General features: G+C 67.4%; 16 protein-coding genes. 5 read left to right on the top strand and 11 right to left on the bottom strand.

The annotated features are described in order from the left end of the window. Positions 1–105: 105 nt before the first annotated feature. On the bottom strand, positions 106–846 hold the full coding sequence (locus QM682_RS08035; RefSeq protein ID WP_415128549.1) for a sulfite exporter TauE/SafE family protein: 741 nt from the start codon (positions 844–846) through the stop codon (positions 106–108). A 98-nt stretch (positions 847–944) separates the two neighbouring features. Between QM682_RS08035 and QM682_RS08040 the strand changes: the two genes are divergently transcribed. Continuing rightward, positions 945–1,706, top strand: coding sequence for an AraC family transcriptional regulator (locus QM682_RS08040; RefSeq protein WP_415128551.1), 762 nt, complete (start codon positions 945–947; stop codon positions 1,704–1,706). Positions 1,707–1,876: 170 nt separating this feature from the next. Here QM682_RS08040 and gatB read toward each other — a convergent pair whose 3' ends face one another. The 3 genes from gatB to QM682_RS08055 all read right to left on the bottom strand — a co-directional run bounded on the left by gatB (position 1,877) and on the right by QM682_RS08055 (position 8,817). Then, a complete protein-coding gene (gene gatB / locus QM682_RS08045; protein WP_415128553.1) occupies positions 1,877–3,388 on the bottom strand; it encodes an Asp-tRNA(Asn)/Glu-tRNA(Gln) amidotransferase subunit GatB in 1,512 nt (503 codons plus the stop codon). Between the two features lie 152 nt (positions 3,389–3,540). Continuing rightward, positions 3,541–5,463, bottom strand: coding sequence for a cation:proton antiporter (locus QM682_RS08050; RefSeq protein ID WP_415128555.1), 1,923 nt, complete (start codon positions 5,461–5,463; stop codon positions 3,541–3,543). A 12-nt stretch (positions 5,464–5,475) separates the two neighbouring features. Further along, the gene (locus QM682_RS08055) at positions 5,476–8,817 is read right to left on the bottom strand and encodes a hypothetical protein (RefSeq protein WP_415128557.1); all 3,342 of its coding nucleotides are present in this window, start codon (positions 8,815–8,817) and stop codon (positions 5,476–5,478) included. A 193-nt stretch (positions 8,818–9,010) separates the two neighbouring features. Here QM682_RS08055 and QM682_RS08060 point away from each other — a divergent pair, with 193 nt between their 5' ends. Further along, positions 9,011–9,838: an SIMPL domain-containing protein gene (locus tag QM682_RS08060; protein ID WP_415128559.1), complete on the top strand. Its 828-nt coding sequence runs from the start codon at positions 9,011–9,013 to the stop codon at positions 9,836–9,838. A gap of 82 nt (positions 9,839–9,920) precedes the next feature. Here the strand turns inward: QM682_RS08060 and QM682_RS08065 are convergent, their stop codons facing one another. The 6 genes from QM682_RS08065 to QM682_RS08090 all read right to left on the bottom strand — a co-directional run bounded on the left by QM682_RS08065 (position 9,921) and on the right by QM682_RS08090 (position 17,191). After that, positions 9,921–11,207, bottom strand: a complete 1,287-nt coding sequence (locus tag QM682_RS08065) for an O-acetylhomoserine aminocarboxypropyltransferase/cysteine synthase family protein (protein WP_415128561.1) — start codon at positions 11,205–11,207, stop codon at positions 9,921–9,923. A 437-nt stretch (positions 11,208–11,644) separates the two neighbouring features. Continuing rightward, the gene (pgi, locus tag QM682_RS08070) at positions 11,645–13,249 is read right to left on the bottom strand and encodes a glucose-6-phosphate isomerase (RefSeq protein WP_415128563.1); all 1,605 of its coding nucleotides are present in this window, start codon (positions 13,247–13,249) and stop codon (positions 11,645–11,647) included. A 5-nt stretch (positions 13,250–13,254) separates the two neighbouring features. Continuing rightward, positions 13,255–13,926, bottom strand: coding sequence for a 6-phosphogluconolactonase (pgl, locus tag QM682_RS08075; RefSeq protein WP_415128735.1), 672 nt, complete (start codon positions 13,924–13,926; stop codon positions 13,255–13,257). Between the two features lie 2 nt (positions 13,927–13,928). Continuing rightward, the gene (zwf, locus tag QM682_RS08080; protein WP_415128565.1) at positions 13,929–15,380 is read right to left on the bottom strand and encodes a glucose-6-phosphate dehydrogenase; all 1,452 of its coding nucleotides are present in this window, start codon (positions 15,378–15,380) and stop codon (positions 13,929–13,931) included. A 72-nt stretch (positions 15,381–15,452) separates the two neighbouring features. After that, positions 15,453–15,998, bottom strand: coding sequence for an RSP_2648 family PIN domain-containing protein (locus QM682_RS08085; RefSeq protein ID WP_415128567.1), 546 nt, complete (start codon positions 15,996–15,998; stop codon positions 15,453–15,455). After that, a complete protein-coding gene (locus tag QM682_RS08090) occupies positions 15,995–17,191 on the bottom strand; it encodes an RSP_2647 family RNA methyltransferase (RefSeq protein WP_415128569.1) in 1,197 nt (398 codons plus the stop codon). The genes QM682_RS08085 and QM682_RS08090 overlap by 4 nt, the downstream gene beginning before the upstream one ends. A 117-nt stretch (positions 17,192–17,308) precedes the next feature. Between QM682_RS08090 and edd the strand changes: the two genes are divergently transcribed. After that, positions 17,309–19,111, top strand: coding sequence for a phosphogluconate dehydratase (gene edd / locus QM682_RS08095; RefSeq protein WP_415128571.1), 1,803 nt, complete (start codon positions 17,309–17,311; stop codon positions 19,109–19,111). Between the two features lie 600 nt (positions 19,112–19,711). Here edd and QM682_RS08100 read toward each other — a convergent pair. Continuing rightward, positions 19,712–21,319, bottom strand: a complete 1,608-nt coding sequence (locus QM682_RS08100) for an alpha-glucosidase (RefSeq protein WP_415128573.1) — start codon at positions 21,317–21,319, stop codon at positions 19,712–19,714. A gap of 121 nt (positions 21,320–21,440) precedes the next feature. Here QM682_RS08100 and glgB point away from each other — a divergent pair, with 121 nt between their 5' ends. Both glgB and glgC read left to right on the top strand, forming a co-directional pair. Beyond that, a complete protein-coding gene (glgB, locus tag QM682_RS08105; RefSeq protein ID WP_415128575.1) occupies positions 21,441–23,627 on the top strand; it encodes a 1,4-alpha-glucan branching protein GlgB in 2,187 nt (728 codons plus the stop codon). Positions 23,628–23,653: 26 nt separating this feature from the next. Beyond that, entirely contained in the window at positions 23,654–24,913 is a 1,260-nt protein-coding gene (gene glgC / locus QM682_RS08110) for a glucose-1-phosphate adenylyltransferase (protein ID WP_415128577.1), read from the top strand. The last annotated feature ends 72 nt before the right edge of the window (positions 24,914–24,985 follow it).

The following is a 24,985-nucleotide window of genomic DNA, read 5'->3' on the forward strand; positions in this document are numbered from 1 at the left end:
TAGCACAGTCAGCTATCCGCTGGAATCTTTGGTCGAGTTTTGGGACGGTCTGCAGGATTTGTGCGAGACAGCCAAAAGGTGCGCCCTGCGCAAGTGGGGCTGGCTTCATCTATAATACCAAGCCAGGACCAGCCCCAGGCAGACCACGACGATGCGCAGCACCTGCGACTTGACCCTCCGCGCCAGTAGGCTGCCTATGACGCCGCCCGCGATCGCCCCAAGAAAGACCAGCGCACCCGGACCCCAGGCCACTTCGCCCCCGAAGGCGAAGATCAGAACCGCGATGGTGGTCGCCAGCGTCGCCAGGGCATTCTTCACCACGTTCTGGCGCGTAAGCTCGTCTTTTTCCGTCACGGTCAGCAAGGCCAGCAGCATGACGCCCAGGCCCGCGCCGAAATAGCCGCCGTAGATCGCGACAGCCCCTTCGGCCAGCGTAGCCGGCCCCGCACCCACCTGCCTGTCGTGGCGCACAAGCCAGCGGTTCAGCGCGGGACCCGCCGCGAAAAGCGTAGTCGCAAACAGCAAGAGCCAGGGGATGAGTTGCCGGAACAGCGCATCACCCGAGGCCAGCAGCAGGCCGGCACCCACGGCCGACCCCAGCGCAAAGATCGCCGTCCTGCCCGGCCGCGCGCCCAATTCCTCGCGCAGCACCTTGCCTTCGCCCAGAAGGCTTGCGGCATGGCCAGGCCATATCGACACGGCACTGGTCGCCCCCGCGCTGATCGGGGGCAGGCCGGCGGCCAGAAGCGCGGGGAAGGTGAAGAATGTGCCGCCGCCGGCAATCGCATTGCACAGCCCCCCAAGCAGCCCGGCGCCCACCAGCAGCCCCATGTCCTGAATCAGCATCCGGCCTCCTTGCGCTTTCCTCAGCATGACTATCGCAAATGGGCTGGAAAAGATGTCGCCGAGGCGCCAGATGGTATCGTGGAGGTGCCAGAGCACGCATGGACAGCATCGGCGGCTTTGCCGAGGACGGCAGCCCCGTCATCGGCACCACGACATATTTCGCCCCAGAGGCGATGCCGGATGCCCATGCCCATGCGCGTGGGCAGCTTGCCTGGTGCCCGAATCGCGCGGTGATGGTCCTTGCAGACGCAAAACTGCATTTGATGTCGCCAAGCGCCGCAATCTGGCTACCGCCGGGCCAAACCCACCGCATCACGTCGCGCGCAGCGCGGCAATCGGTGAACCTCTATACCCTGCCGGGCGCGACACCCCTGCCCGACAGGATCGTTCCCTTCGCATTGGGAGCACTGGAACGTGAACTGATGCTGACCATGGCCGGCGCCTCGCGTAGCGACCGATGCGAGGCAGCTTTTGAACGTCTTGCGTCGGTGCTTTGGGACCGCCTCCGGGTGCCGGCGGGAACGCCCGGCCTGACGCTCCCCTCTCATCCCAAATTGCGCCGGATCGTCCTGGCGCAGATCGAAGGGCAGGATGGCAAGACGCTCGATGGCTGGGCCGATATCCTGGCCCTCTCACGCCGCAGTCTGCAACGGCTGGTTACGCGCGAAACCGGGAAAAGCTGGCGCGGCTGGATGCGCGAGCTTCGCCTTGGCCTTGCCGTCACCCCCTTGATGGAAGGGCAGAGCGTGCAAGAGGCAGCCCATTCCGCCGGCTATGCGACAGCCAGCGGCTTCGTCGCGGCTTTCCGCGCCTGCTACGGCATCACCCCCGGCGAGATGCAGCGAAAGATCGATACCTGACGATATGCCCCTGGCGCGAACGGCGACTGTCTGTCGGACTGACCGTTGCGTCATCAAGCGCGGATTCTCAGAATTCCCGAAACCCGCGACAGCCTGCTCTGCCGCACCGTGCAGTGGGATCATGTCCGCCATGGTCTTCGGAACGCCAAGGGCCCAAACCGCCCCGGCACCTACCCCAGCTTCTTCGCCACCAGATCCTGCACCGCCGCCGGGTTGGCCTTGCCGCCCGTCGCCTTCAGCACCTGGCCCACGAACCAGCCCGCCAGTTTCGGATTGGCCTTGGCCTTTTCGACCTGCGCCGGGTTGGCCGCGATGATCTGATCCACGGCGGCCTCGATGGCGCCAAGGTCGGTGACCTGTTTCATGCCGCGCGCTTCCACGATCCGCGCCGGGTCGCCGCCTTCGGTCCACAGGATCTCGAACAGGTCCTTGGCGATCTTGCCCGAGATGTCACCCGAGCCGATCAGGTCGATCACGCCGCCAAGCTGGGCCGCCGAAACGGGCGAGGTCTCGACCGTCAGCCCCTCTTTGTTCAGCCGGCCGAACAGCTCGTTGATGACCCAGTTCGCGGCCATCTTGCCGTCGCGGCCCCGCGCCACCGCCTCGAAGTAATCGGCGCTTTCGACCTCGGCGGTCAGCACGCCGGCGTCATATTCCGACAGGCCCAGATCACCCACGAAACGCGCCTTCTTGGCGTCCGGCAGTTCCGGCATGGCACCGGCGATGGCGTCCACCCATGCCTGCTCGATTTCCAGCGGCAGCAGGTCGGGATCGGGGAAATAGCGGTAATCGTGCGCTTCTTCCTTGGAGCGCATCGAGCGCGTCTCGCCCTTGTCGGGATCATACAGGCGGGTTTCCTGCACCACCTTGCCGCCATCCTCGATGATGGCGATCTGGCGGCGGGCCTCATAGTCGATGGCGGCTTGGATAAACCGCAGCGAGTTCATGTTCTTGATTTCGCAGCGGGTGCCCAGATGGCTGAAATCCTGGGTCTCCTGGTAACGCTCATAGGCGCCGGGCGGGCAGACGCTGACGTTCACGTCGGCGCGCAGGTTGCCGTTCTGCATGTTGCCGTCGCAGGTGCCCAGATAGCGCATGATCTGGCGCAGCTTGGCGACATAGGCGGCGGCTTCCTCGGGGCCGCGGATGTCGGGGCGGCTGACGATCTCCATCAGCGCGACGCCGGTGCGGTTCAGGTCCACGAAGGACATGTTCGGGTCCATGTCGTGGATCGACTTGCCGGCGTCCTGTTCCAGGTGGATACGCTCGATCCTGACGCGGCGGGCGACGCCCGGTCCCATGTCCACGATCACCTCGCCCTCGCCCACGATGGGGTGGTAAAGCTGGCTGATCTGGTAGCCCTGCGGCAGGTCGGGATAGAAATAGTTCTTGCGGTCGAAGGCCGAGCGCAGGTTGATCCCCGCTTTCAGGCCAAGCCCGGTGCGGACCGCCTGGGCTACGCAGAATTCGTTGATGACCGGCAGCATCCCCGGCATGGCGGCATCGACGAAGGCCACATGGCTGTTCGGCTCGGCCCCGAAGCCGGTCGAGGCGCCCGAGAACAGCTTGGCGTTCGAGGCGACCTGGGCGTGGACTTCCAGACCGATGACCAGTTCCCAATCCTGTTTCGCGCCCGCGATCACTTTGGGTTCGGGCGAGGTATAGGTCAGATGGTCGAGCATGGCGTTTCCCTTGGCATTTGCCGGAACTTCTAGGCGCTTGGGGCGCGCCTCGCAAGGCGCTTGGACGGATCGGCGGGCGACTTAGGCCGCCCCCTTCGCCGGGATGGCGCGGCTGCCACCGCTATCTTGGGTGACGCGGCTGCCGCCATGATTTATCTTGGGTGGCGCGGCTGCCGCCGCGACGGCCTCGCCGGGGCGGGCTCGGGGGTCTCGTCGTCATCGTCATCGTCCTTGATCGGGGCGGCGCTGGGACCGTGCGAGAAACGCTCGGCCAGGGCCACCTCCATCTGGCCGTTCAATTCGCGCGAGCGCTTGACATATTCGGGATTGTCCTGAAGCGGCACGCCGGGCTTCCAGACCTCGGCCAGATCGCGCATCCCGGCGCGGTCCAACTTGTAGAAGATCTTCTCAAGCTCGGCCGCCTCGTATTCGGAAAGCCCTGCATGTTCCAGCACATAGCGTCCCGCGCGCAGCGAACTGTCGAAGGTCTCGCGCACGATATGGTCGGCCTTGGCCTCGTAAAGCTGGAACACGTTCACCCGGTCGCGGGCGCGGGCGATCACCACCAGATCGGGGCGCTTTTCCTTGGCATAGCGGATCAGGCGCAGGTTCGCGTCGGGATCGTCCAGCGCCGCCACCAGGATGCGCGCCTTGTCCAGGCCCGCCGCCGCCAGGATCTCGGGGCGGGTCGGATCGCCGAAATAGCCCTTGAAGCCGAAGCGGCGCATAAGCTGGATCACCTCAAGATCGGTGTCCAGCACCGTGGTCTGAAAGCCCGACATGGTGACGAGGCTGTTCACCACCTGACCGAAGCGGCCGACGCCCGCGATGATCACCGGCTGCTGCTCGGCAATCTCGTCGGCGGGCAGGATGGCACGCTCTTCGGCCAGGCGGCGCGAGATGTATTCCGCCAGGATGAAAAGCAGCGGCGTCGCCAGCATGGACAGCGCGATGACCAGCAGCATCCCCTGGGCCAGCGGCCGGGGCAGGATCGCCAGCGACACCGCATATGAGATCAGGACAAAGCCGAACTCGCCCGCCTGGGCCAGCGACAGGGTGAAAAGGGTGCGGTCGCGCGCCCGAAGGCCGGTCACGCGCGCGATCAGATGCAGGACCAGCGCCTTGACGGCGATGACCAGGAAGGTCACGCCCAGCACCAGCACCGGCATGTCGAAAAGCATCTTGAAGTTCATCCCCGCGCCGACGGTGATGAAGAACAGCCCCAGCAGCAGGCCCTTGAAGGGGGCGATCTGGCCTTCAAGCTCGTGGCGGAACTCGGACCCGGCCAGCATGACGCCGGCCAGGAAGGTGCCAAGCGCGGGGGAAAGGCCCACCACCTCCATCAGCGAGGCGATGCCCACCACGATCAGCAGCGCCAGCGCGGTGTCGAGCTCCGTCAACCGCGCGGAATAGACGTAGCGGAAGACGGGGCGGATCAGATATTGCCCGATCCCGATCACCGCCGCGACCGCGCCCAGCGTCACCAGCGCCGCGGCCCAGCCGGGCAGCATGTGCATGAAGGCGGCGCCGCCGTGGTCCTCGCCCCCGGAAACGGCTTGACTGGCCAGAAGCGGCATCAACGCGATCATCGGGATCACCGCGATGTCCTGGGTCAGCAGCACCGCGAAGGCGCTGCGCCCGCCGCCGGTCTGCATCAGCGACTTCTCGGACAGGGTTTGCAGCACGATGGCGGTCGAGCTAAGCGACAGGATCATCGCCAGCGCCAGCGCCACCTGCCAGGTTTGCTGCATGAGCATGGCCAGAGGCATCAGAAGCGCGATGGTGCCCAGGATCTGCATCCCCGCCAGCCCGATCAGGCGCTGGCGCATCTGCCACAACGCGCGCGGCTCAAGCTCCAGCCCGATCAGGAACAGCATCATCACCACGCCGAATTCGGCGAAATGCTGCAAATCCGCCATCTCGCCCTCGGAGCCGGCAAGGCCCAGGACCGGACCGATCAGGATGCCCGAAATCAGATAGCCCAGCACCGAGCCGAGCCCCATCCGCGCCGAAAGCGGCACCGCGACCACCATCGTCGTCAGATAGACCGTAGCGATCAGCAGAAAGGATTCCATCCGCGCCGACCCCTAGCGACCATCCAGGAGCCGAAGCTCGCGCACCTGGCCACCCTTCACATAGGTCAGCCGCCCATCGCCGATCGAGTTGATCGTGCCCCCGTCGATCCGGTCGCCCAGCCGCACCGTCACCACCTTGCCGCTGCGCAGCCGGATCAGTGCGCGGCTCGCCTGGCCCGCGCCGATGATGCCGATGATCGTGGTGCGGCCCATGTCCATGCCGCGCCGCTGGGTCGCCGCCTTGGCGACGCTCGCGGTCGTCACGCCGCCCCGAACCGCGCCCCCGGCGACATCCGGCTCATCGTCGACTTCCGGCGGCTTGTAGCTGCGATTGCTGGCACGGGCGGCGCGCTCTTCGGCGGCGGCCTGGGCGCGGGCACGGGCCTCGGCCTGGGCGCGCGCCTGGGCCTCGGCCGCCGCATCGGCCTGCGCGCGGGCACGGATGCGGGCCTCGGCCTGGGCCTGCAATTGCTCGTCCAGCGCGCGGCGGGCAGCCATCTCGGCCTCGGAAGGCGATGGCGCGGCGGGCACCGCCGCGACCGGCGCGAGGGGGGTGGCAGCAGGCGCGGCGGGCTTGCTCGCGGGGGTTTCGGGCTTGCTCTCGGGGATCGCCGGGCGGGCCGTCGAGGTGGCGGGGGCCGGGCCATCTTCAACCCGGCGCGGTGGAAGGGGCGAGGATCGCAGCGCGGCCAGCCCCACCCCGCCCGGAGTCGCGGGCGAGGTCGTGACCGCCGAGGCAATGGCGGCCTCGACCGCCTTTTCCGAAACGCCCCTGGCGGGGGCCGAAGCCGTAGCCCGGTCGGCCGGCCGGGCCGAGGGACGCGCCGAGCCATGCAAAAGCCCGCCCGAATCGCGGGCGGGCGTCCTGTCGGCCGCGCCTGTCGCCTGCTTTCCGGGCGGCGCGTTGGCGGAACGCAAGGCCGCCTCGACCGCCGAGGAGGTAACCGCATCGCTGGCCGAGGCCGCCGCGCCATGGTGGCCCGGCTTGCGCAAGGGGCGGGCGTCGGCCAACCGGCTTGCCGGGTCAGCCGGCATGGCCACGCGGGGAAAGACGGCGCGGGGCAAGGTCAGGCCGTGCCGGTCCATGTCGCGGATCAGGGCGGCAAGCTGGTTCCGCTCTTCCGGGGTCAGAAGCGCCAGATCGTCGCCAGCCACGCCGGGCTGGACCGCCGGTTCCGGGGCGGCGCCCTCGGGACGCTGCGGCGGACGCGCGGCGCCGGTCGGGACGGCGCGGGGGGCGGCCTGGGCCGCGACAGGTTGCCCGGCGGCCAGTCGCGTCGCGGCGGCGGGCTGAGGCAGGGCCGAACGGTCGCGCGGGCGCTGCGGTGGACGGGCGCTGGCCTTGGGCACGCCGGATGAAGAAGCCGAGAGGGGCGGCGGAGCGGACGGCAGCACCGGCGCGGTATCCACGCGGGGAACCGAAGTGCGCGGCGTCGCGCGGCGCGGAGCAAGCTGCGGCCGGGCCGAACTGGTCAGGCGGGCCTCATCCACGGTCGGCGCGTTGGCCGCCGCGCGCTGCGGCCGCGCCGCGTTCGGACGAGAACTGCTGACAGGCGCGACATTGCCGGCCTGCACGCGCGGGACCGCCGCCTGGGCACGCGGCTGGACAGCGGCGGGGGCGGGAGCAGAGGCCGCGCGAAGCGGCGCGGCCGGATCCGCAGCAGAAGCCGGGGCAGCCAGCACATCGACGGCGACATCCGCGGGGGGCATCCCGGCGGCACGGGCCTGCGGCGGCGGCACCACCGCAGCCGCAACCGCAGCGGCGGCGACGATGACGCGGCGCTGCTCGTCCTGCGTCAGGGCCGAGATCGGCGGCACCGGGTCCGGCTCGGATCCGCGAAGCTGCGGCACGGCGGAATCGTCCCCGACCTCTTCCTCGGGCTGGACCTCGGGGGCCGGAGCGGTCGCGGTCGGCTGGGGCCGCGCGGCCTCGGCCTGCGGGGCCGGAGCTTCAGGCACGGGCTGCTGAACCGCGCCTTGACCCGAAGCGGCGTCGGCAGTCGGCTGGGGCTGCTGCGCCGGAGGCTCCGGCTCGGCGCTGGTCACGACCTGCACGGGCCGGTCACCCGGCGCGGCGAAGGACCAGATCACCACCAGCCCGGCCATCAGCAGCCCCAGCATGATCAAAAGCCCATTGATGCCTCCCCGGTGATTGACCACGGGCCTTGCCCCTGCGGACACGGCGGGCGCGGCGGCGGACCGGACCTGGCGCGCCTCGGCGGCGCGCTCATGCATGGCCTGGGCACGCGGGCTGATCTTCCCGGCCGAAGAGGGCTGCGGACGCGGCGGCGCAGCGACAGTCGGGCGGGCCGGGGCATGGCGCACCACCGGCACGGCCTTCGCATCCGGCACCGGAGCGGCAGGGGCCGCTTTCGGAACATCACCCCCAGGCGTGGTCTTCGCCGCGACCTCGGCCGTCTTCGCGGCGTCATGGGCGGGCGCAGGATCGGAATCGGGCACGGCAACCGGCACCGGCAAGGCAACTGGCTCGTCGGTGCCAGCCTCCTGCGGCGCGGGATCGGGCTGGGCCTTGGGTTCGGCAATCTCGGGCTTGAGCTTGACCGTCTCGGGCCCAGGCCCAGGCCCAGGCTCGGGTTCGGGGGTCGGCGCGGCCTGAACCTCAGGCACCGTGGCAACGTCGGGGACCGCCGCAAGGCCGGGGTCGGCGCCACAGGCCTCTTCGCGCGACGAGACATCGCCGGGCAGTTCATATTCGCCACCCGGAAGCGGATCCGCATCATCCCCGGCAGTGTCGCCTGTCGCCTCATCCGCCTCGATCATCAGCGCCGGAGCGGTTACCGCCGCCGCCGCCGGATTGACCCGCAGCGGCCCGCGCGCGGGCGGATCCAGCACGAAGATCGGCTCGTTCGGGAACTGCCCCTCTTGTGGATCGGCGCAATAGCCCTGGCCCCGAAACCCGTATTGCGCGGCAAAGTCGCATGCCTCGCGCAGGGTCTGGCGCGCCACCGCCGCCACCCGCACGGTGTCGCCATCGCCGTCCCAATCGAAAGCAAGCTGATCGATCGGATAAGGGGTCAGCCCGTCCAGCGCCCGCCCGACCGCGCTTTCGCGATCCGCCGAGGGCACCACCGTCAGCGTGGTATAAAGGATCTGGTCGTCGGGAATGATCAGCGTCACCGGCAGGGCCACATCGTCGGGCGCGCCGGTCGCCATCCGCCGCAAGCCGCGCAACGCGTCGCGAAACTGCGGCTCGTCGAAATCGACCGAACCCAGATGCCGCCAGGCCGGCTGACGCGCGCCAAGCCGATCCGCCGTCGGCCTGCGGCGGCTTTGCAGATGCACCGCCTCACCGCTGAAGGAGAGGGCGTATTCGGTAACGGAATCAAGCGTCATCAGCAGGATTTGCCTTGCAGTCCGGGCGCATTCGCGCGTCTTCGTTTTGTATCTTATGAACTATCGCAGAACGTAACCCGTGAAAAGCCGGACACCTCATTGTGAGGCACCCAAAGCGTTGCCTCGACGTTATATCGTCTTGACTGCAACATGCCGTGGCGGATCGGCCCCCGCCCGGTCAAGGAGGAACCATATGCCCCGCATCCGCACCGCCCTGACGGCCGCCATGCTCATGGCCGCCATGGCCAGCCCCGTCCTGGCCCAGCCCCCCACGCCCGACCCCGGCCGGGCACCGGGCGCCCACGCCCATGCCGGCAAGCAGCCGCAGCCCGCCAGGCTAAGCGTCTCGGGGCAAGGCCAGGCCAGCGCGCCCCCCGACATGGCCCAGATCACCGTGGGCGTCAGCACCCAGGCCGAAACCGCCCAGGAGGCGATGGCCCAGAACGCCAGCCGCCAGAAGGCGGTGATCGAGGCGCTGAAGGCCGACGGGATCGAGGCGCGCGACATCCAGACATCGGGCCTCAGCCTGTCGCCGCGCATGGAATATGCCGAAAACCAGGCGCCGAAACTGGTGGGCTATGCGGTGCAGAACACGATCAGCCTGCGGGTGCGCAAGCTGGACGGGCTGGGCGCGGTGCTTGACAAGCTGGTCGCCACCGGCGCGAATGAGGTCAACGGGATCAGCTTTGGCCGCGACGACATGGTCGAAGCGCAGGACGAAGCCCGAACCGAAGCCGTGCGCGACGCCCGCCGCAAGGCCGAACGGATGGCGGCCGCGGCGGATATGCGGCTGGGGGCGCTGCGGGCGCTTTCGGACAGCCCGGTGGTCGAGGGGCCGCGCCCGATGATGGCGATGGCCGCCGATGCCAGGATGGCTGAGCACACCCCGATCGAGGCGGGAGAGTTGAACGTCACGGCGCAGGTGACGGCGGTTTTCGACCTGCTGCCCGCCCATCCCGAGCCGGCTGCGGGCAAGCCCGAGGACGGCGCGCCGCCCCCCTCCCCTGCCCCGGCGAACTGATCCGGCGAACTGATCCGGGCCGACGGGCGGCGGGCGCGCGCCCACCGCCCGCCCCGCGCCCCGCGCCTCACTCATCGCGCCTTCAGGCGGTCGCGACGGCCAGCGCCTGGTCCAGATCCGCGATCAGATCCTGCGCATCCTCGATCCCGATGGACAGGCGGACCACATCCGGCCCCGCCCCCGCCGCGATCTTCTGCGCATCGGTCAACTGGCTATGCGTGGTCGAGGCGGAATGAATGACCAACGAGCGCGAATCCCCCAGATTCGCCACATGGCTGAACAGCTTCAGCGCATCGACCAGCTTCACCGCCGCCTCATAGCCGCCCCGGATCGAGAAGGTGAAAAGCGCCCCCGCCCCCTTGGGATAGACCCGCTGCGCCGTCCCGTTCCAGGGCGATGACGCCAGCCCGGCATAGGTCACGGACGCCACGCGGGGATCCTTTTCCAGCCATTCCGCGACCTTGCGGGCGTTCTCGACATGGCGCTCCATGCGCAGGCCCAGGGTCTCGATCCCCATCAGCGTGTAATGCGCGGCCTGCGGATTCATGGTCATGCCAAGGTCGCGCAGGCCGATGGCGATGCCGTGAAAGGTATAGGCGAGATTGCCGAAGGTCTGGTGAAAGTTCAGCCCGTGATAGGCCGGCTCGGGCTGCGACAGGCTGGGGAAACGCCCCGAGGCGGACCAATCGAAGCGTCCCGAATCGACCACCACCCCGCCGGTGACGGTGCCGTTCCCGGTCATGTATTTCGTCAGGCTGTGGACGACCAGGGTGGCGCCCATCTCGATGGGCTTGCACAGATAGGGCGTGGCCAGGGTATTGTCCACGATCAGCGGCAGGCCCAGTTCCCCGGCCACCTTGGCCACGGCGGGAATGTCGGTGACATAGCCGCCGGGATTGCTGATCGATTCGCAGAAGATCGCGCGCGTATTTTCATCCGCCGCCGCGCGCAGGGCCTCCAGATCGTCCAGATCGACGAATTTCGCACCCCAGCCGAAGCGGCGGACGGTCTGGCTGAACTGGGTGACGGTGCCGCCGTAAAGCCTTGTCGAGGCGATGATATTGCAGCCCGGCCCCATCAGCGGAAACAGCGCCAGGATCTGCGCCGCATGGCCCGAGGAACAGCAGACCGCGCCCGCGCCCCCCTCAAGCGCCGCCACCCGCGCCTGCAAGGCCGAGACGGTGGGATTGGTCAGACGCGAGTAGATATAGCCGACCTCCTGAAGGCCGAAGAGCCGCGCGGCATGCTCGGCATCCCGGAACACATAGGCCGTGGTCTGATAGATCGGCACCTGCCGCGCGCCCGTAGCCGGATCGGGCGCCGCCCCCGCATGGATCGCGGTGGTGCCAAAACCCCATTCGTTGCTCATGCTGCACTCCTCCTGCTGCTGCGGCGAAGAGTGAGACAGACGACCTTATTTTACAACGGCCGAGGCGCGACCAATCATTTGGGAATACGCGTTCCCGGCCAGCCGCCTTACCGATCCGTCAAATCCAGAACATGCAGGGACAGAAGACCTGGGCGCATCCGTCGCGGCGGGTAGCGTCACGACGGATACGCCCTCAGGCGGCCAAGCATGATCTTGATCCGGTTTACGGCGGGGGAAGCACTTGCCGCCCGGACCCGTGGCGCGGCGTTACGCGAAGATGGGTATTTGTGAAGCGGAGAAAGGCGAAGGGGAATGCGCCGCCTCAATGCCGCGACCTTGGTCGGCCCGATCCCGACCTTGAGCGTTTCCCGTTTTCCGAATACCCGGATGGTGCCGCCGCCCGACCCGAGGAACCGGGCGGGACGGCGGTCTTGCCGTCAATCCCGCAATTCGCGGATCACTTGGGCCAGACGCAGGGTCGAGGGATCGTGCCCCGGCGCATCCTGGCCATCAAGAAGCGGCGCTACCTTCAGGGCCAGTTCCTTGCCCAGTTCCACGCCCCATTGGTCGAAGCTGTTGATGCCCAGGATCGCGCCTTCGACAAAGACGCGGTGCTCGTAGAGGGCGACGATCTGGCCCAGCGTATAGGGCGAGAGTTCGGCATAGACGAGCGTCGTCGAGGGACGGTTGCCCGGAAAAACGCGATGGCGGGCCTGGCGTTCCAGTTCGGCCCCGGCCAGACCCTTGGCCGCCATCAGCCCCCGCGCCTCGTCCAGAGAGCGGCCGCGCATCAGCGCCTCGGACTGCGCCAGGCAGTTGGCGATCAGCAGCAGGTGGTGGTTCGACAGATCCGCCTCCTGGCCCCGCGCGGCGATCATGAACTCGCAGGGGATGACAGCCGTGCCCTGGTGGATCAGCTGATAGAAGGCGTGCTGGCCATTGGTGCCCGGCTCGCCCCAGACCACGGGTCCCGAGGGAACGGTCAGGCTGGAGCCGTCCATCGCCACGCCTTTGCCGTTCGATTCCATCTCAAGCTGTTGCAGATAGGCGGGCAGGCGCGCCAGGCGGTTGTCATAGGGCAGCACCGCGCGGGTGCCGTAGCCGCAGACCTGATGATGCCAGATCCCGACCAGGGCCAGCATCACCGGCAGGTTCGCATCCAGGGACGCGTTGCGGAAATGGCTGTCCATCGCCAGGCCGCCGGCCAGGAAACGTTCGAAATTGTCCGGTCCGATGGCGATCATCAGGGACAGCCCGATCGGTCCCCACATCGAGTAGCGCCCGCCGACCCAATCCTCGAAGCCGAAGACGCGATCGCCGTCGATACCCCAGCCTGCCGTCTTTTCCTGGGCCGAGGAGAGCGCCGCGAATTGCGCCGCCGGGTTCTGGACCGTGCGGGCCATCCAGGTCCGGGCGGTCTGGGCATTGGTCATCGTCTCGATGGTGGTGAAGGTCTTCGAGGCCACGATGACCAGCGTGGTCGCCGGATCCAGACCCTGGAGCGTGTCGGCGATGTCCGCGCCGTCCACGTTCGAGACGAAATGCAGCCGCGGCCCGTCATGCCAGGGCGACAGCGCCAACGTCGCCATGGCCGGGCCGAGATCCGAGCCGCCGATGCCGATATTGATCACATCGGTGATCTTGCCGCCCTGCCCCGTGAAGCCGCCGCCACGCACCAGATCGGCGAAGGCGCGCATGCGCGCATGGGTCGCGCGGACCTCGGGCATCACGTCCTTTCCATCCACCAGGACCGAGCCTTCCAGATTGCGTAGCGCGGTGTGCAGCACGGCGCGATCCTCGGTCTCATTGATGCGGGCGCCGGCGAACATGGCATCGCGGCGGGCCATCGCGGGCTGGGCCAGTTCCAGCAGCAGTTCGCGCGCGGTGGCGTCGATGGTGGTCTTGGACCAGTCCAGCAGCATGCCATCCGCCGAGGTCGTGAAGGCGCCGGCCCGGTCGGGTTGAGCCTCGAAAAGCTCCCCGATCCGCAAGTCGCCCTGGCTGTGGCGATGCGCCTTCAGCCGATTCCAGATATCGCTCATGTCGTTCACTCCGCCCAATGCACGGTAATATCGCCTAGGAAGGCGCGGATCGGCGCCTGCCGGGGGTCGAGCAGCTGCGCGCGCTCAAGCGCCTGGCGCTTGTCGGCGCCGGTGATCATCAGATGGCTATGGATGGCCTTTTGCAGCGCGGGCGCGGTCAGGGTGATGCGCGGCTCGTCGGGGACGCTGCGCACGGCCATGACCAGCGGCGCGTCCGAGGCCAGCGCCAGTTCCGTCTCGGGCGCGCCGGGAAAGAGGCTGGCTGTATGCATGTCCTGGCCCATGCCCAGCAGAAGCACGGTGATCGGCAGATGCGGGCGGATGCGCCCGGCCAGGCCCTCGGCGGCCTCTTCGGGACGCGCGGCGCCTGTATAAAGGTCCAGGTAATCCGCCTCTGCGGCCTTGCCGGTCAGCAGGTGGCGGCGCAGCAGGCGACTGTTCGAGCGGTGATGCTCGCCATCGACCCAACGCTCGTCGTTCAGGAGGACGGTGACGCGGGACCAGTCCAGTTGCCCGGTCCCGGAAAGCGTGTCGAAGACCGGGCCGGGCGTGGTGCCGCCCGGCACGCAAAGGCTCGCGCTGTCATTGCCGCGCAGATGCTGGGCCAATTGGCCGGCGATCTTGTCGGCAAGCGACAGGGCCATCATCTCGCGGTCGGGATATTCGACGAATTCCAGGCTCATGACCGGATCTCTCTCCACCGGCGGTTATCGCGGTGCAGAAGCCGCAAGGCTTCCTCGGGACCGCTTGAGCCCGCATCATAAGGCTCGGGGCGCTTGGTGCCAGCCTCCCATTCGCGGATGATGGGATCGGTCCAGGCCCAGGCGGCCTCGACCTCGTCGCCGCGCATGAACAGCGTCTGGTTGCCTCGGATCACGTCCATGATCAGCCGCTCATAGGCGTCGGGCATGTCCGTGGCGCTAGCGCCCAGGGCGTCTGCGAAGCTCATGTCCAGCGGCACCTGCATCAGCCGCATGCCGCCCGGCCCCGGCTCCTTGATCATCACGGTCAGGACCATGCCCTCGTCCGGTTGCAGTTTGATGACAAGCTGATTCGAGCGCGGCTCGTCCACCTCGTCGAAGATCGAATGCGGGGGCGACTTGAAGGTCACGACGATTTCGCTGGTGCGGGCGCGCATCTTCTTGCCGGTGCGCAGATAAAAGGGCGTCCCGGTCCAACGCCAGTTCGCGATCCTGACCTTGAGCGCGACGAAGCTTTCCGTGCGCGAGGTCGGGTTGCCCGAATCCTGAAGATAGCCTGGCGCGGCGCCATCGCCCTGATACTGGCCGCGCACGATATCGCCCGGCTGAAGCGGCTCAAGCGCGCGGATCACCTTCAGCTTTTCGTCCCGCACCGCGTCCGGGTCGAAGTGATAGGGCGGCTCCATCGCGATCAGGCACAGAAGCTGCATCATGTGGTTCTGAACCATGTCGCGAATGGCGCCGGACTGGTCGTAATATTCGCCGCGCCCGCCGACGCCCACCGTCTCGGCCACGGTGATCTGGACGTGATCGACATATTGCGCGTTCCAGAGCGGCTCGAAGAGCATATTGGCGAAGCGCACCGCCATCAGGTTCTGGACCGTTTCCTTGCCCAGGTAGTGGTCGATCCGATAGATCTGGCGTTCCGAGAAATGCTGCGCCAGGACCGCGTTCAATTCGCGCGCGGTGGCCAGATCGCGGCCAAAGGGCTTTTCGACCACGATGCGGCTTTCGTCATCCGCGATGCCGTTCTCGGCCAGGCGCTTGGCGATGTCGCCGAACAGCGACGGCGCGACCGAGAAATAAAAGGCATGCACGCTGCCGGGCCGGATGCGGGCTTTCAGCTCGTCCCAGCCATCGGTGCCGCGCGCGTCGATGGCGACATAGCCCAGATGGTTCAGGAAGTCGTCAAGCTGCGAAAGATCGTCGCCCTTGCCAGCGAATTCGTTGATCGCCGCGCGCACCTCGTCGCGAAAGGCCGCGTCGTCCTGCTTGGTGCGGGCAGCGCCGATGATCTGCGCCGAGGGCGGGATCTGACCCGCCACGAAGCGCCGATAAAGCCCCGGCAGGATCTTGCGGCGGGCAAGATCGCCAGTCGCCCCAAAAATCGCCAGATCGAAATCGTCCACAGGAATGATGCGCGATACCATCAATCTCTCCTCTTCGCCTGGATGGGCATTATCCATTGTTAGCGTTAACATCAACTCTGGCCTTGTCCAAGCCTATTCGGCATCGTCGAAACGCGCCAGTGCCTTGGCCAGGCGCGGCAATCGGGCGCGTCGCAGCAGGTCCTTGCGGGTGATCGCCCCGCCCGCCTGGACCGCGCGCCGGCACGCCATGGCGACCGCGCGGGCGACGGAATCCGGGGCGTTCAGATAAAGCCCGTGCAGGAATTCGTCGGGATGGATCGCGCGCAGCCCCACCGCCGCCAGCGCGCGGGGCGGAAAATCGCGCAGATTCGCGGTCAGGATCGCATCCGCGCCCGAGGTGAGCGCGGTCTCGACCACATGGCGGTCGGCGGGATCGGGCAGATCCAGGCCCTCGGCGCGCGCATCGTTCGCCTCGGGCTGGCACGCCTTGGGAAAGCGGTCGGCCAGAAGGGCGATCTCGACCCCGGCGGAAAGGCCGTTGCGCTCGGCGGCAAGGCGCCATTCCCCCAGGATGCGCTGGGACCAGACCGGCCGGAACAGCCCCTCGGCGGCCAGATCCGCCAGGATCTCGCGCAGGACCGTCGGGTAAAGGACACAGGCGTCCAGGACCAGCCTCATCCGTCCAACCGAAAGAACAGCGCCTTGAGATAGCCCGATTCGGCCAGTTGCGGCAGCACCGGATGGTCCGGCCCGGCCTGGCCGGTATGCAGAAGCTGCATCCGCCGCCCGCCCCGGCCGATGCCGCGCGCGCTGGCATTGCGGAAGGCGTTCAGGTCGGCGGCGTGGCTGCACGAGCACAGCCCCAGATAACCGCCCGGCGCGACCAAAGGCGCCGCAAGCCTCGCCACACGCTCATAGGCGCGCAAGCCCGCCTCAAGCGCGGGCTTCGAGGGGGCAAAGGCGGGCGGGTCGCAGATCACCACGTCGAAGCGCGCGCCCTCGGCGGCCAGCGCCTCCAACTGGGCGAAGGCATCGCCCTGGCGCGTCCGCAGCCGATCCCCGGCACCCATGGCCCTTGCCCCGCCCTGCGCCAGCGCCAGCGCGGCGGCCGAGCCATCGACGCAAGTGGCCTCCGCCGCCCCGGCGGCCAGCGCGGCCAGGCCGAAACCGCCCACATGCGAGAACACGTCCAGCACCCGCGCGCCCCGGCAAAGCCGCTGGGCAAAAGCATGGTTCGGGCGCTGGTCGTAGAAAAGGCCCGTCTTCTGCCCCCCCATCAGATCGGCCAGATAGATCGCGCCGTTCATCGGCACCTGCACCGGGGCGTCGACGCCGCCCGAAAGCACCTCCATCCGCTCGGGCAGACCTTCCAGGCCGCGCGCCCTGCCCTGGCCGTTCAGGATCACCGTGCCAACCCCCGTCACCTCGCGCAGCGCCTCGGCGATCTCGGACGCCATGCGCTCGGCCCAGGCGGCATTGGGCTGGATCACGGCGGCATCGCCGAAACGGTCGATGATGGTGCCGGGCAGCCCGTCGGCCTCGGCATGGACAAGGCGGTAAAAGGGCTGGTCGAACAGCCGCTCGCGCAGCGCCTGCGCCCGCGCGATCCGCGCCGCCAGCCAGTCGCGGCCGATCCGCGCCTGGGGATCGGCATCCATCATCCGCGCGATGATCTTTGATTCGGCATTCACCGTGACCAGCCCCAGGGGTTTTCTTTCGGCGTCCTCAAGCACGGCAAAGCCGCCAGCGGGGATCGCGCGGGTGCGGCGATCCACCACCAGTTCATCGGCGAAAACCCAGGGAAAGCCATGGCGGATCGCCTGCGGCTTGGATTTCGGACGCAGGCGGACGATGGGCAGATCGACAGTCATGGGGGCCTCGCATAGACTTGGGCAGGATTGCCACGCCCAAAGCCGGGGAGCAAGCCCGAGGCAGTTGCATTGTTACCGCTAACGGCGTATCCTGGAGCAAATGGAAGGGAGCCAGCCATGATCCTGCACGCCACCATCGACCGCGTCACCGACCGCATCCGCGAACGTTCGCATATCCGCCGCGCCGCCTATCTGGCGAAGATCGCCCGCGCCGCCGAGGAAGGCCCCCGCCGCGCGCATCTGTCCTGCGGCAACCAGGCGCATGCCTATGCCGCCATGCCCGACAAGGAAGTGATGGCGACGACCCGCAAGCCGAATATCGGCATCGTCACCGCCTATAACGACATGCTCTCGGCGCATCAGCCCTATGAGCGTTATCCCGACCTGATCCGGCAGGCGGCCCACGCGGCGGGCGCGACCGTCCAGGTCGCGGGGGGGGTGCCCGCGATGTGCGACGGGGTGACCCAGGGCCGTGCCGGGATGGAACTGTCGCTGTTCTCGCGCGATGTGATCGCGCTCGCCTCGGCCGTGGCACTGTCGCATGACACTTTCGACGCGGCGCTTTATCTGGGCGTCTGCGACAAGATCGTGCCGGGCCTGATCATGGCGGCGGGCACCTTCGGGCATGTCCCGGCCGTATTCGTGCCGGCGGGGCCGATGCCCTCGGGCCTGCCGAACGACGAAAAGTCCAAGGTGCGCAACCAGTTCGCAACCGGAGAGGTGGGCCGCGACGCGCTGATGGCGGCCGAGATGGCCAGCTATCACGCGCCGGGCACCTGCACCTTCTACGGCACCGCCAACACCAACCAGATGCTGATGGAGTTCATGGGCCTGCACCTGCCCGGCTCCAGCTTCGTGAACCCGAACACCCCCCTGCGCGACGCCCTGACCACGGCGGCGGTCGAGCGCGCGGCCGCCATCACCCGGCTCGGCAACGACTACCTGCCCGCCGGCGAGGTGCTGGATGAGCGCGCCTTCGTCAACGGCATCGTCGGGCTGATGGCGACGGGCGGCTCGACCAACCTGATCCTGCACCTGCCCGCCATGGCCCGTGCCGCGGGGGTCGAACTGGACCTTCAGGATTTCCACGACCTGTCCGAAAGCGTGCCGCTGATGGCGCGGGTCTATCCGAACGGGCTGGCCGATGTGAACCATTTCCATGCCGCAGGGGGCCTCGGCTTCATGATCGGCCGCCTGCTGGAATCCGGGCTGCTGCACGGCGACGTGAAGACCATCGCCGGCGGGGGCCTCGACCTTTACGCGCAGGAGCCGAAGCTGCGCGGCGGCCGGATCGAATGGGAGGACGGCGCCCGCGAATCGCTGAACGACAAGATCCTGCGCCCGGTCGGCGACCCCTTCGCCCCGATCGGCGGGTTGAAGCAATTGTCCGGCAATCTGGGGCGCGGGGTGATCAAGGTCTCGGCCGTAGCACCCGAGCGGCATGTGATCGAGGCCCCGGCCCGCGTCTTCGCCGACCAGGAAGAGGTCAAGGCCGCTTTCAAGCGGGGCGAGTTCACCGCCGATACGGTGGTGGTCGTCCGCTTCCAGGGTCCGCGCGCCAATGGCATGCCCGAGCTGCATTCGCTGACGCCCACGCTTTCGGTATTGCAGGATCGCGGCCTGCGGGTGGCGCTGGTCACCGATGGGCGCATGTCGGGCGCCTCGGGCAAGGTGCCGGCGGCGATCCATATCTCGCCCGAGGCGGCGAATGGCGGTCCGCTGGCGCGGCTGCGGGACGGCGATCTGGTGCGGCTGGACGCCGTGGCCGGCACGCTGGAATGCCTGGCCGAGGATTTCGACAGCCGCACCCCGGTGACGCATGACCTCTCGGGCTCCGCCGAAGGCATGGGCCGCGAATTGTTCGCCGCCTTCCGCGCGCATGTCGGCCCGGCAACCGAAGGCGCCGCCGTAGTGGTGTGACGGCGGGACCCGTGCCGCTTGCCTGGCGGGATGGCATGCGGTCCCGGCTCACGGACGGGCCGCCTTGGAAAAGGGCCTCGCGCCTTTAGGAGATCTGGCGTGGCCAGCCCGCATGACGCGAACCCTGGCTCGGCTTCGGCGAGGCGGGGCGAGGCGGCGGTATGTGTCGCTTCGCGCCGTCACCATGACGGGTAACCCGCCCCCTCGGCCGGCTGGGATTTTCCGTCGGAACAAGAATCGCCGTGCCCGTCCCGGCGTCCGCGCGACAGGCCCTTTCCTTTCTATACGCCGCCCTGTCGCTAAGGCGCGGTTGCGCCTCCGCGCCGGCGACGGCACGAACAAGGCGGAAAGCCGCATGCAAAACGCGGAGGCCGTGCGGGTCGACCGGACCGGATCCGAAGGCGGCTGGGGCGCTCCCCATCACATGGGCGGTGATCCGGCCCGAGGACCGGAACCAGATCGCGGCTCACCGCGCGCCATGGCCTGGCACAGGCCGATGTGCCGCGCGGTCCCGGCCACGGGCGCCTTCGGCTTTCACGACTGGCGCGGTCGCGACGGACGCCGCGAGCAATGCGACAAGCCGCCCCGCCCCCCGCGCCGCTAAAGCGCCAGGGTCAGTTCACCGCCCAGCAGCCAGGCATAACCGTTCGCGGGCAGGCCGAGCCGCCCCTTGTCCAGCTTGGCAAGCGAGGGACCCGCCAGTTCGGCATCGCCGGAAACCCGCAACTCCAAGGGCCGGCGCGAGAGGTTGAAAACACAGGTCACGTTGCCCTCGGGGTCGGTGCGGGTAAAGGCCAGCAACGGCTCGGGCAGGTCGATGAATTCGATATCGCCCCAGCGCAGCGCCGGATGCTGCTTGCGCAAGGCCAGCACCGCCTTGTAGCCCGCCAGCACGCCGTCCTTGCGCGCGGCCTCGGCATCGACGGCGCGGGCCGCCTGCTCGGGCTTGACCGGCAGCCAGGGCGTGCCGTCCGAAAAGCCCGCGTTCGGCGCGTCCTTTTCCCAGACCATCGGCGTGCGGCAACCATCGCGGCCCTTGATCTCGGGCCAGAAGCGCAGGGCCGGAGGATCGGTCAGTTCCTCATAGACCAGCGTGGTCTCGGTCTGGCCAAGCTCCTCGCCCTGATAAAGGCAGATCGTGCCGGGAAACGAGGCCAGCATCCCGATGGCCTGCCGCGCCAGCACGTCGCGGTCCTGGGCATGCGGAAGCCAGCGCGTGACGTGGCGGATCACGTCATGGTTGGAAAAGCTCCAGCAACTATGACCATGCGGCGCGCCCGCGCGCACGCCCTCGATCACCTTGCGGAAATGTCCGGCGGTGAAATCGGGGCTGAGCATCTCGAACGAATAGCACATGTGCAGCCGGTCCGGCCCCTCGGTATAGGCGGCCATGATGTCGATGGCGCCCTGCCCGCCATCGCCCACCTCGCCCACCATCATGCGCGCGTCGAACTGGTCGGTCAGCGCCCGCAGCCGCTTGAGAAAGGCGACGTTTTCCGGCTGGTTCTTGGAAAAGAACGGCAACTGGAAACCATAGGTGTCGGGGCCGGTATGATCGGGGTTGAAGGGATTGTCCCGCAGGTGACGGTCGTGGAAATAGTAGTTCACCGTATCCAGCCGGAAGCCGTCCACGCCGCGTTCCAGCCAGAAGCGCATGGTTTCCAGCAGCGCCTCCTGCACCTCGGGGTGCCAGATGTTCAGGTCGGGCTGCTCGGCCAGGAAATTGTGCAGATAATACTGGCGCCGCCGCGGCTCCCATTCCCAAGCCGGGCCGCCGAAGACCGAGGGCCAGTTGTTCGGGGGCGTGCCGTCCGGCTTGGGATCGGCCCAGACATACCAGTCGGCCTTGGGATTCGTGCGGTCGCGCCGGCTTTCGGCGAACCAGGGATGCTTGTCGCTGGAATGGCTGATCACCTGGTCGATGATCACCTTCAACCCCAGGTCATGGGCGCGGGCGACCAAGGCGTCGAAATCCTCGATCGTGCCGAACAGCGGGTCGATGTCGGTATAGTCCGACACGTCATAGCCCATGTCCTTTTGCGGCGAGGTGAAGATCGGCGACAGCCAGATCGCATCCGCCCCCAGGGCCGCCACATGGTCCAATCGCCGCGTGATACCGGGCAGATCCCCGATCCCGTCGCCGTCGCTATCCTGAAAGCTCCGGGGGTAGATTTGATAGATTACCGCGTCGCGCCACCATTCCCGCATGCCAAACACCTCTTGCAGAACCCGATTTTCCTCATCAAGCATGACACGAGGGCCGGCAAAAGGGCCTAATCGCGAAAAACGAAGCATTGTCCAAATCTTTGGGCAAGCTAGAGTGAGGGAGATGGGACATTTGAAAACGCCTCCGCCTGGCAATGATCGCGACCTTCAGGACTTGCGTGAGGGCCGCTGCGATCACCCATTCGACATCCTGGGACCACATCCGCAGGGCCGCGGCCGGCAGGTGGTGGCGTTCCAGCCCGACCTCGTGTCGCTTTCGGCGCTGACCAAGGGCAAGGAGACCCCTCTGCCCCGAATCGATGGTGATTTTTTCGCCGGCAAGGTGCCCGCCGGCCGCTATCACCTGAAAGCCACGCGCGCCGATGGCAGCACGCAGGAGTTCGAGGATCCCTATCGCTTCGGTCCCGTCCTGGGCGAGATGGACCTGCACCTGATGGGAGAAGGCACGCATCGCCGGCTTTGGCAGGCGCTCGGCGCGCATGTGATCACGCATGAGGGCGTGCAGGGCACGCATTTCGCGGTCTGGGCGCCCAATGCCCGCCGCGTCTCGGTCGTGGGCGACTTCAACCGCTGGGACGGGCGCGTGCATCCGATGCGGCGGCTGGGCTCCAGCGGCGTGTGGGAGATTTTCCTGCCCGCCATCGCCGAGGGCGCGCTTTACAAATACGAGATCCTGGACGCTCAGGGCGATCTGGTGCTGAAAGCCGATCCGCTGGGCTTCGGCAGCCAGCACCCGCCGGAAAAGGCCAGCATGGTGCGCGACATCGCAGGCTATGGCTGGCACGACGCGGCCTGGCTCGACAAGCGGGCGGCGGCGCAGGACAGGCGCGCGCCGATCTCGATCTATGAGGTGCATCTGGGAAGCTGGCGGCGGCGCTGGGACCAGGGCGGGCGGCCCCTGTCCTACAAGGAACTGGCGCGGGATCTGGTCGCCTATGCCAAGGACATGGGCTTTACCCATCTGGAACTGATGCCGGTCAGCGAGTTCCCCTTTGACGGCTCGTGGGGCTATCAGCCGGTCGGGCTTTACGCGCCGACGATCCGCTTCGGGCCGCCGCACGAATTCCGCGACCTGGTGGATGCCGCGCATCAGGCGGGGCTTGGGGTGATTCTCGACTGGGTGCCGGGCCATTTCCCGACCGACGCCCACGGGCTGGCGCATTTCGACGGCACCGCGCTTTACGAGCATGCCGACCCGCGCGAGGGGTTCCACCAGGACTGGAACACCCTGATCTACAATTACGGCCGGACCGAGGTGCAGAACTTCCTGATCGCCAACGCGCTTTACTGGCTCAAGGAATATCACGTCGACGGGCTGCGGGTGGATGCGGTGGCCTCGATGCTTTACCGCGACTATTCGCGCAAGGAAGGCGAATGGGTGCCGAACAAGGATGGCGGGCGCGAGAATTACGAGGCCATCGCCTTCATGCAGCAGATGAACATCGCCACCTATGGCGAGGTGCCGGGGATCATGACAGTGGCCGAGGAAAGCACCAGCTTTCCCAAGGTCTCGGCGCCGGTCGACGCGGGGGGCCTGGGCTTCGGCTACAAGTGGAACATGGGCTGGATGAACGACACGCTGCGCTATATCGCGCGCGGGCCGATCCATCGCAAATACCACCATGATCAGATGACCTTCGGCCTGGTCTACGCCTTCTCGGAAAACTTCATCCTGCCGATCAGCCATGACGAGGTGGTCCATGGCAAGGGCTCGATGCTGCACAAGATGCCGGGCGACGAATGGCAGCAATTCGCCAATCTGCGCGCCTATTACGGCTTCATGTGGACCCATCCGGGCAAGAAGCTGATCTTCATGGGCTGCGAATTCGGCCAGCCCGAGGAATGGAACCATAACGGGGAACTGAACTGGCAGGCCGCCGCCAAGCCGCTGAACTCGGGGCTGCGCGATCTGGTGCGCGACCTGAACCGGCTTTACACGGCGACGCCCGCGCTGCATGTCAAGGATGCCGAGCCGGACGGTTTCGCCTGGCTGCGCAACGACCCGGACCAGTCGATCCTGGCCTATCTGCGCAAGGGCGACGCGGACGATCCGCCGGTCGCGGTGATCTGCAACATGACGCCCGTGCCCCGGCACGGCTTCCGCATCGGCCTGCCTCGGGAGGGGGCTTGGCTGGAGGCGATCAACACCGATGCCACGCTTTACGGCGGCAGCGGACAGGGCAATCTGGGCGAAGTCCAGGCCAAGGCGCAGCCCATGGATGGGCAACCCGCCTCGGCCGAGATCACGCTGCCGCCGCTTTCGGTGGTCGTGCTGATCGCCCAGGACTAGGACATATTTCGGAGGAGGTTGAACACATGACGGATAACAGGCGGCTGACCCGCAGGGCGATGGCATTCGTCCTGGCCGGAGGACGCGGCAGCAGGCTGAAGGAACTGACCGACCGGCGCGTCAAGCCTGCGGTCTATTTCGGCGGCAAAACACGGATCATCGACTTCGCGCTGTCGAACGCGCTGAACTCCGACATCCGCAAGATCGCCATCGCGACCCAATACAAGGCGCATAGCCTGATCCGGCATGTCCATCGCGGCTGGAACTTCTTCCGCCCCGAGCGCAACGAGTTCATGGACATCCTGCCCGCCAGCCAGCGCCTGTCCGAAGAGCATTGGTATCGCGGCACGGCGGATGCCGTCACCCAGAACATCGACATCGTGGACAGCTATGATGTCGATTACATCGTGATCCTGGCGGGCGACCACATCTACAAGATGGATTACGAGATCATGCTGCGCGAGCATGTCGAAAGCGGCGCGGACGTGACCGTCGGCTGCCTGACCGTGCCCCAGGCCGAGGCCAGCGCCTTCGGCGTCATGGCCGTGGACGGCACGGGCCGCATCACCTCGTTCCTGGAAAAGCCCAAGGATCCGCCGCTGATGCCCGGCTCGCCGGACAAGTCCCTGGCCTCGATGGGGATCTATGTCTTCAACTGGACCTTCCTGCGCGAATTGCTGCTGAAGGATGCAGAGGATCCGAATTCCAGCCACGATTTCGGCAATGACCTGATCCCCGAGATCGTCAAGAACGGCAAGGCGATGGCGCATCGCTTCGATACCTCCTGCGTGCGTCAGGAAGGAGCGCCGACCTATTGGAAGGACGTGGGCACGGTGGATGCCTTCTGGCAGGCCAATATCGACCTGACCGATTTCACCCCCGACCTGAACCTCTGGGACAATGACTGGCCGATCTGGAGCAACTCGACCATCACCCCGCCGGCCAAGTTCATCCATGATGAGACCGGGCGGCGCGGCGTCGCGATTTCCTCGATGGTCTCGGGCGGCTGCATCGTTTCCGGGACCGAGATCCGCAACTCGCTTCTATTCACCCAGGTGCATACGAACAGCTATGCGGTGCTGGATCATGCCGTGGTGCTGCCCTATGTGACCGTTCACCGCAGCGCGCATCTGCGCAATGTGGTGATCGACCGCGGCGTGACCATCCCCGAGGGCCTGATCGTGGGTGAGGATCCCGTCGAGGACGCGAAATGGTTCCGCGTCAGCGAACGCGGCGTGACGCTGATCACGCAGTCCATGCTGGACCGCCGCGCAGAGAGCCTTTAGGACGTGAACGGACGGCGCCCCGACCGGGCGCCGTTCATCCGACATTAAACTTTCCGCGGCTTCATGGCCTTG

The organism is Paracoccus sp. (in: a-proteobacteria) (assembly GCF_047605025.1).
Taxonomy (GTDB): Bacteria; Pseudomonadota; Alphaproteobacteria; order Rhodobacterales; family Rhodobacteraceae; genus Paracoccus.

What these genes read in the sequence shown, in the direction of transcription:
- QM682_RS08035 (WP_415128549.1), bottom strand. Translation starts at nt 846, where the DNA reads ATGCTGATTCAGGACATGGGGCTGCTGGTGGGCGCCGGGCTGCTTGGG.
- QM682_RS08100 (WP_415128573.1), bottom strand. Translation starts at nt 21,319, where the DNA reads ATGCGGGAATGGTGGCGCGACGCGGTAATCTATCAAATCTACCCCCGG.
- QM682_RS08090 (WP_415128569.1), bottom strand. Translation starts at nt 17,191, where the DNA reads ATGACTGTCGATCTGCCCATCGTCCGCCTGCGTCCGAAATCCAAGCCG.
- QM682_RS08055 (WP_415128557.1), bottom strand. Translation starts at nt 8,817, where the DNA reads ATGACGCTTGATTCCGTTACCGAATACGCCCTCTCCTTCAGCGGTGAG.
- pgi (WP_415128563.1), bottom strand. Translation starts at nt 13,249, where the DNA reads ATGAGCGATATCTGGAATCGGCTGAAGGCGCATCGCCACAGCCAGGGC.
- glgB (WP_415128575.1), top strand. Translation starts at nt 21,441, where the DNA reads ATGGGACATTTGAAAACGCCTCCGCCTGGCAATGATCGCGACCTTCAG.
- QM682_RS08050 (WP_415128555.1), bottom strand. Translation starts at nt 5,463, where the DNA reads ATGGAATCCTTTCTGCTGATCGCTACGGTCTATCTGACGACGATGGTG.
- zwf (WP_415128565.1), bottom strand. Translation starts at nt 15,380, where the DNA reads ATGGTATCGCGCATCATTCCTGTGGACGATTTCGATCTGGCGATTTTT.
- edd (WP_415128571.1), top strand. Translation starts at nt 17,309, where the DNA reads ATGATCCTGCACGCCACCATCGACCGCGTCACCGACCGCATCCGCGAA.
- glgC (WP_415128577.1), top strand. Translation starts at nt 23,654, where the DNA reads ATGACGGATAACAGGCGGCTGACCCGCAGGGCGATGGCATTCGTCCTG.
- QM682_RS08060 (WP_415128559.1), top strand. Translation starts at nt 9,011, where the DNA reads ATGCCCCGCATCCGCACCGCCCTGACGGCCGCCATGCTCATGGCCGCC.
- gatB (WP_415128553.1), bottom strand. Translation starts at nt 3,388, where the DNA reads ATGCTCGACCATCTGACCTATACCTCGCCCGAACCCAAAGTGATCGCG.
- QM682_RS08085 (WP_415128567.1), bottom strand. Translation starts at nt 15,998, where the DNA reads ATGAGGCTGGTCCTGGACGCCTGTGTCCTTTACCCGACGGTCCTGCGC.
- QM682_RS08065 (WP_415128561.1), bottom strand. Translation starts at nt 11,207, where the DNA reads ATGAGCAACGAATGGGGTTTTGGCACCACCGCGATCCATGCGGGGGCG.
- QM682_RS08040 (WP_415128551.1), top strand. Translation starts at nt 945, where the DNA reads ATGGACAGCATCGGCGGCTTTGCCGAGGACGGCAGCCCCGTCATCGGC.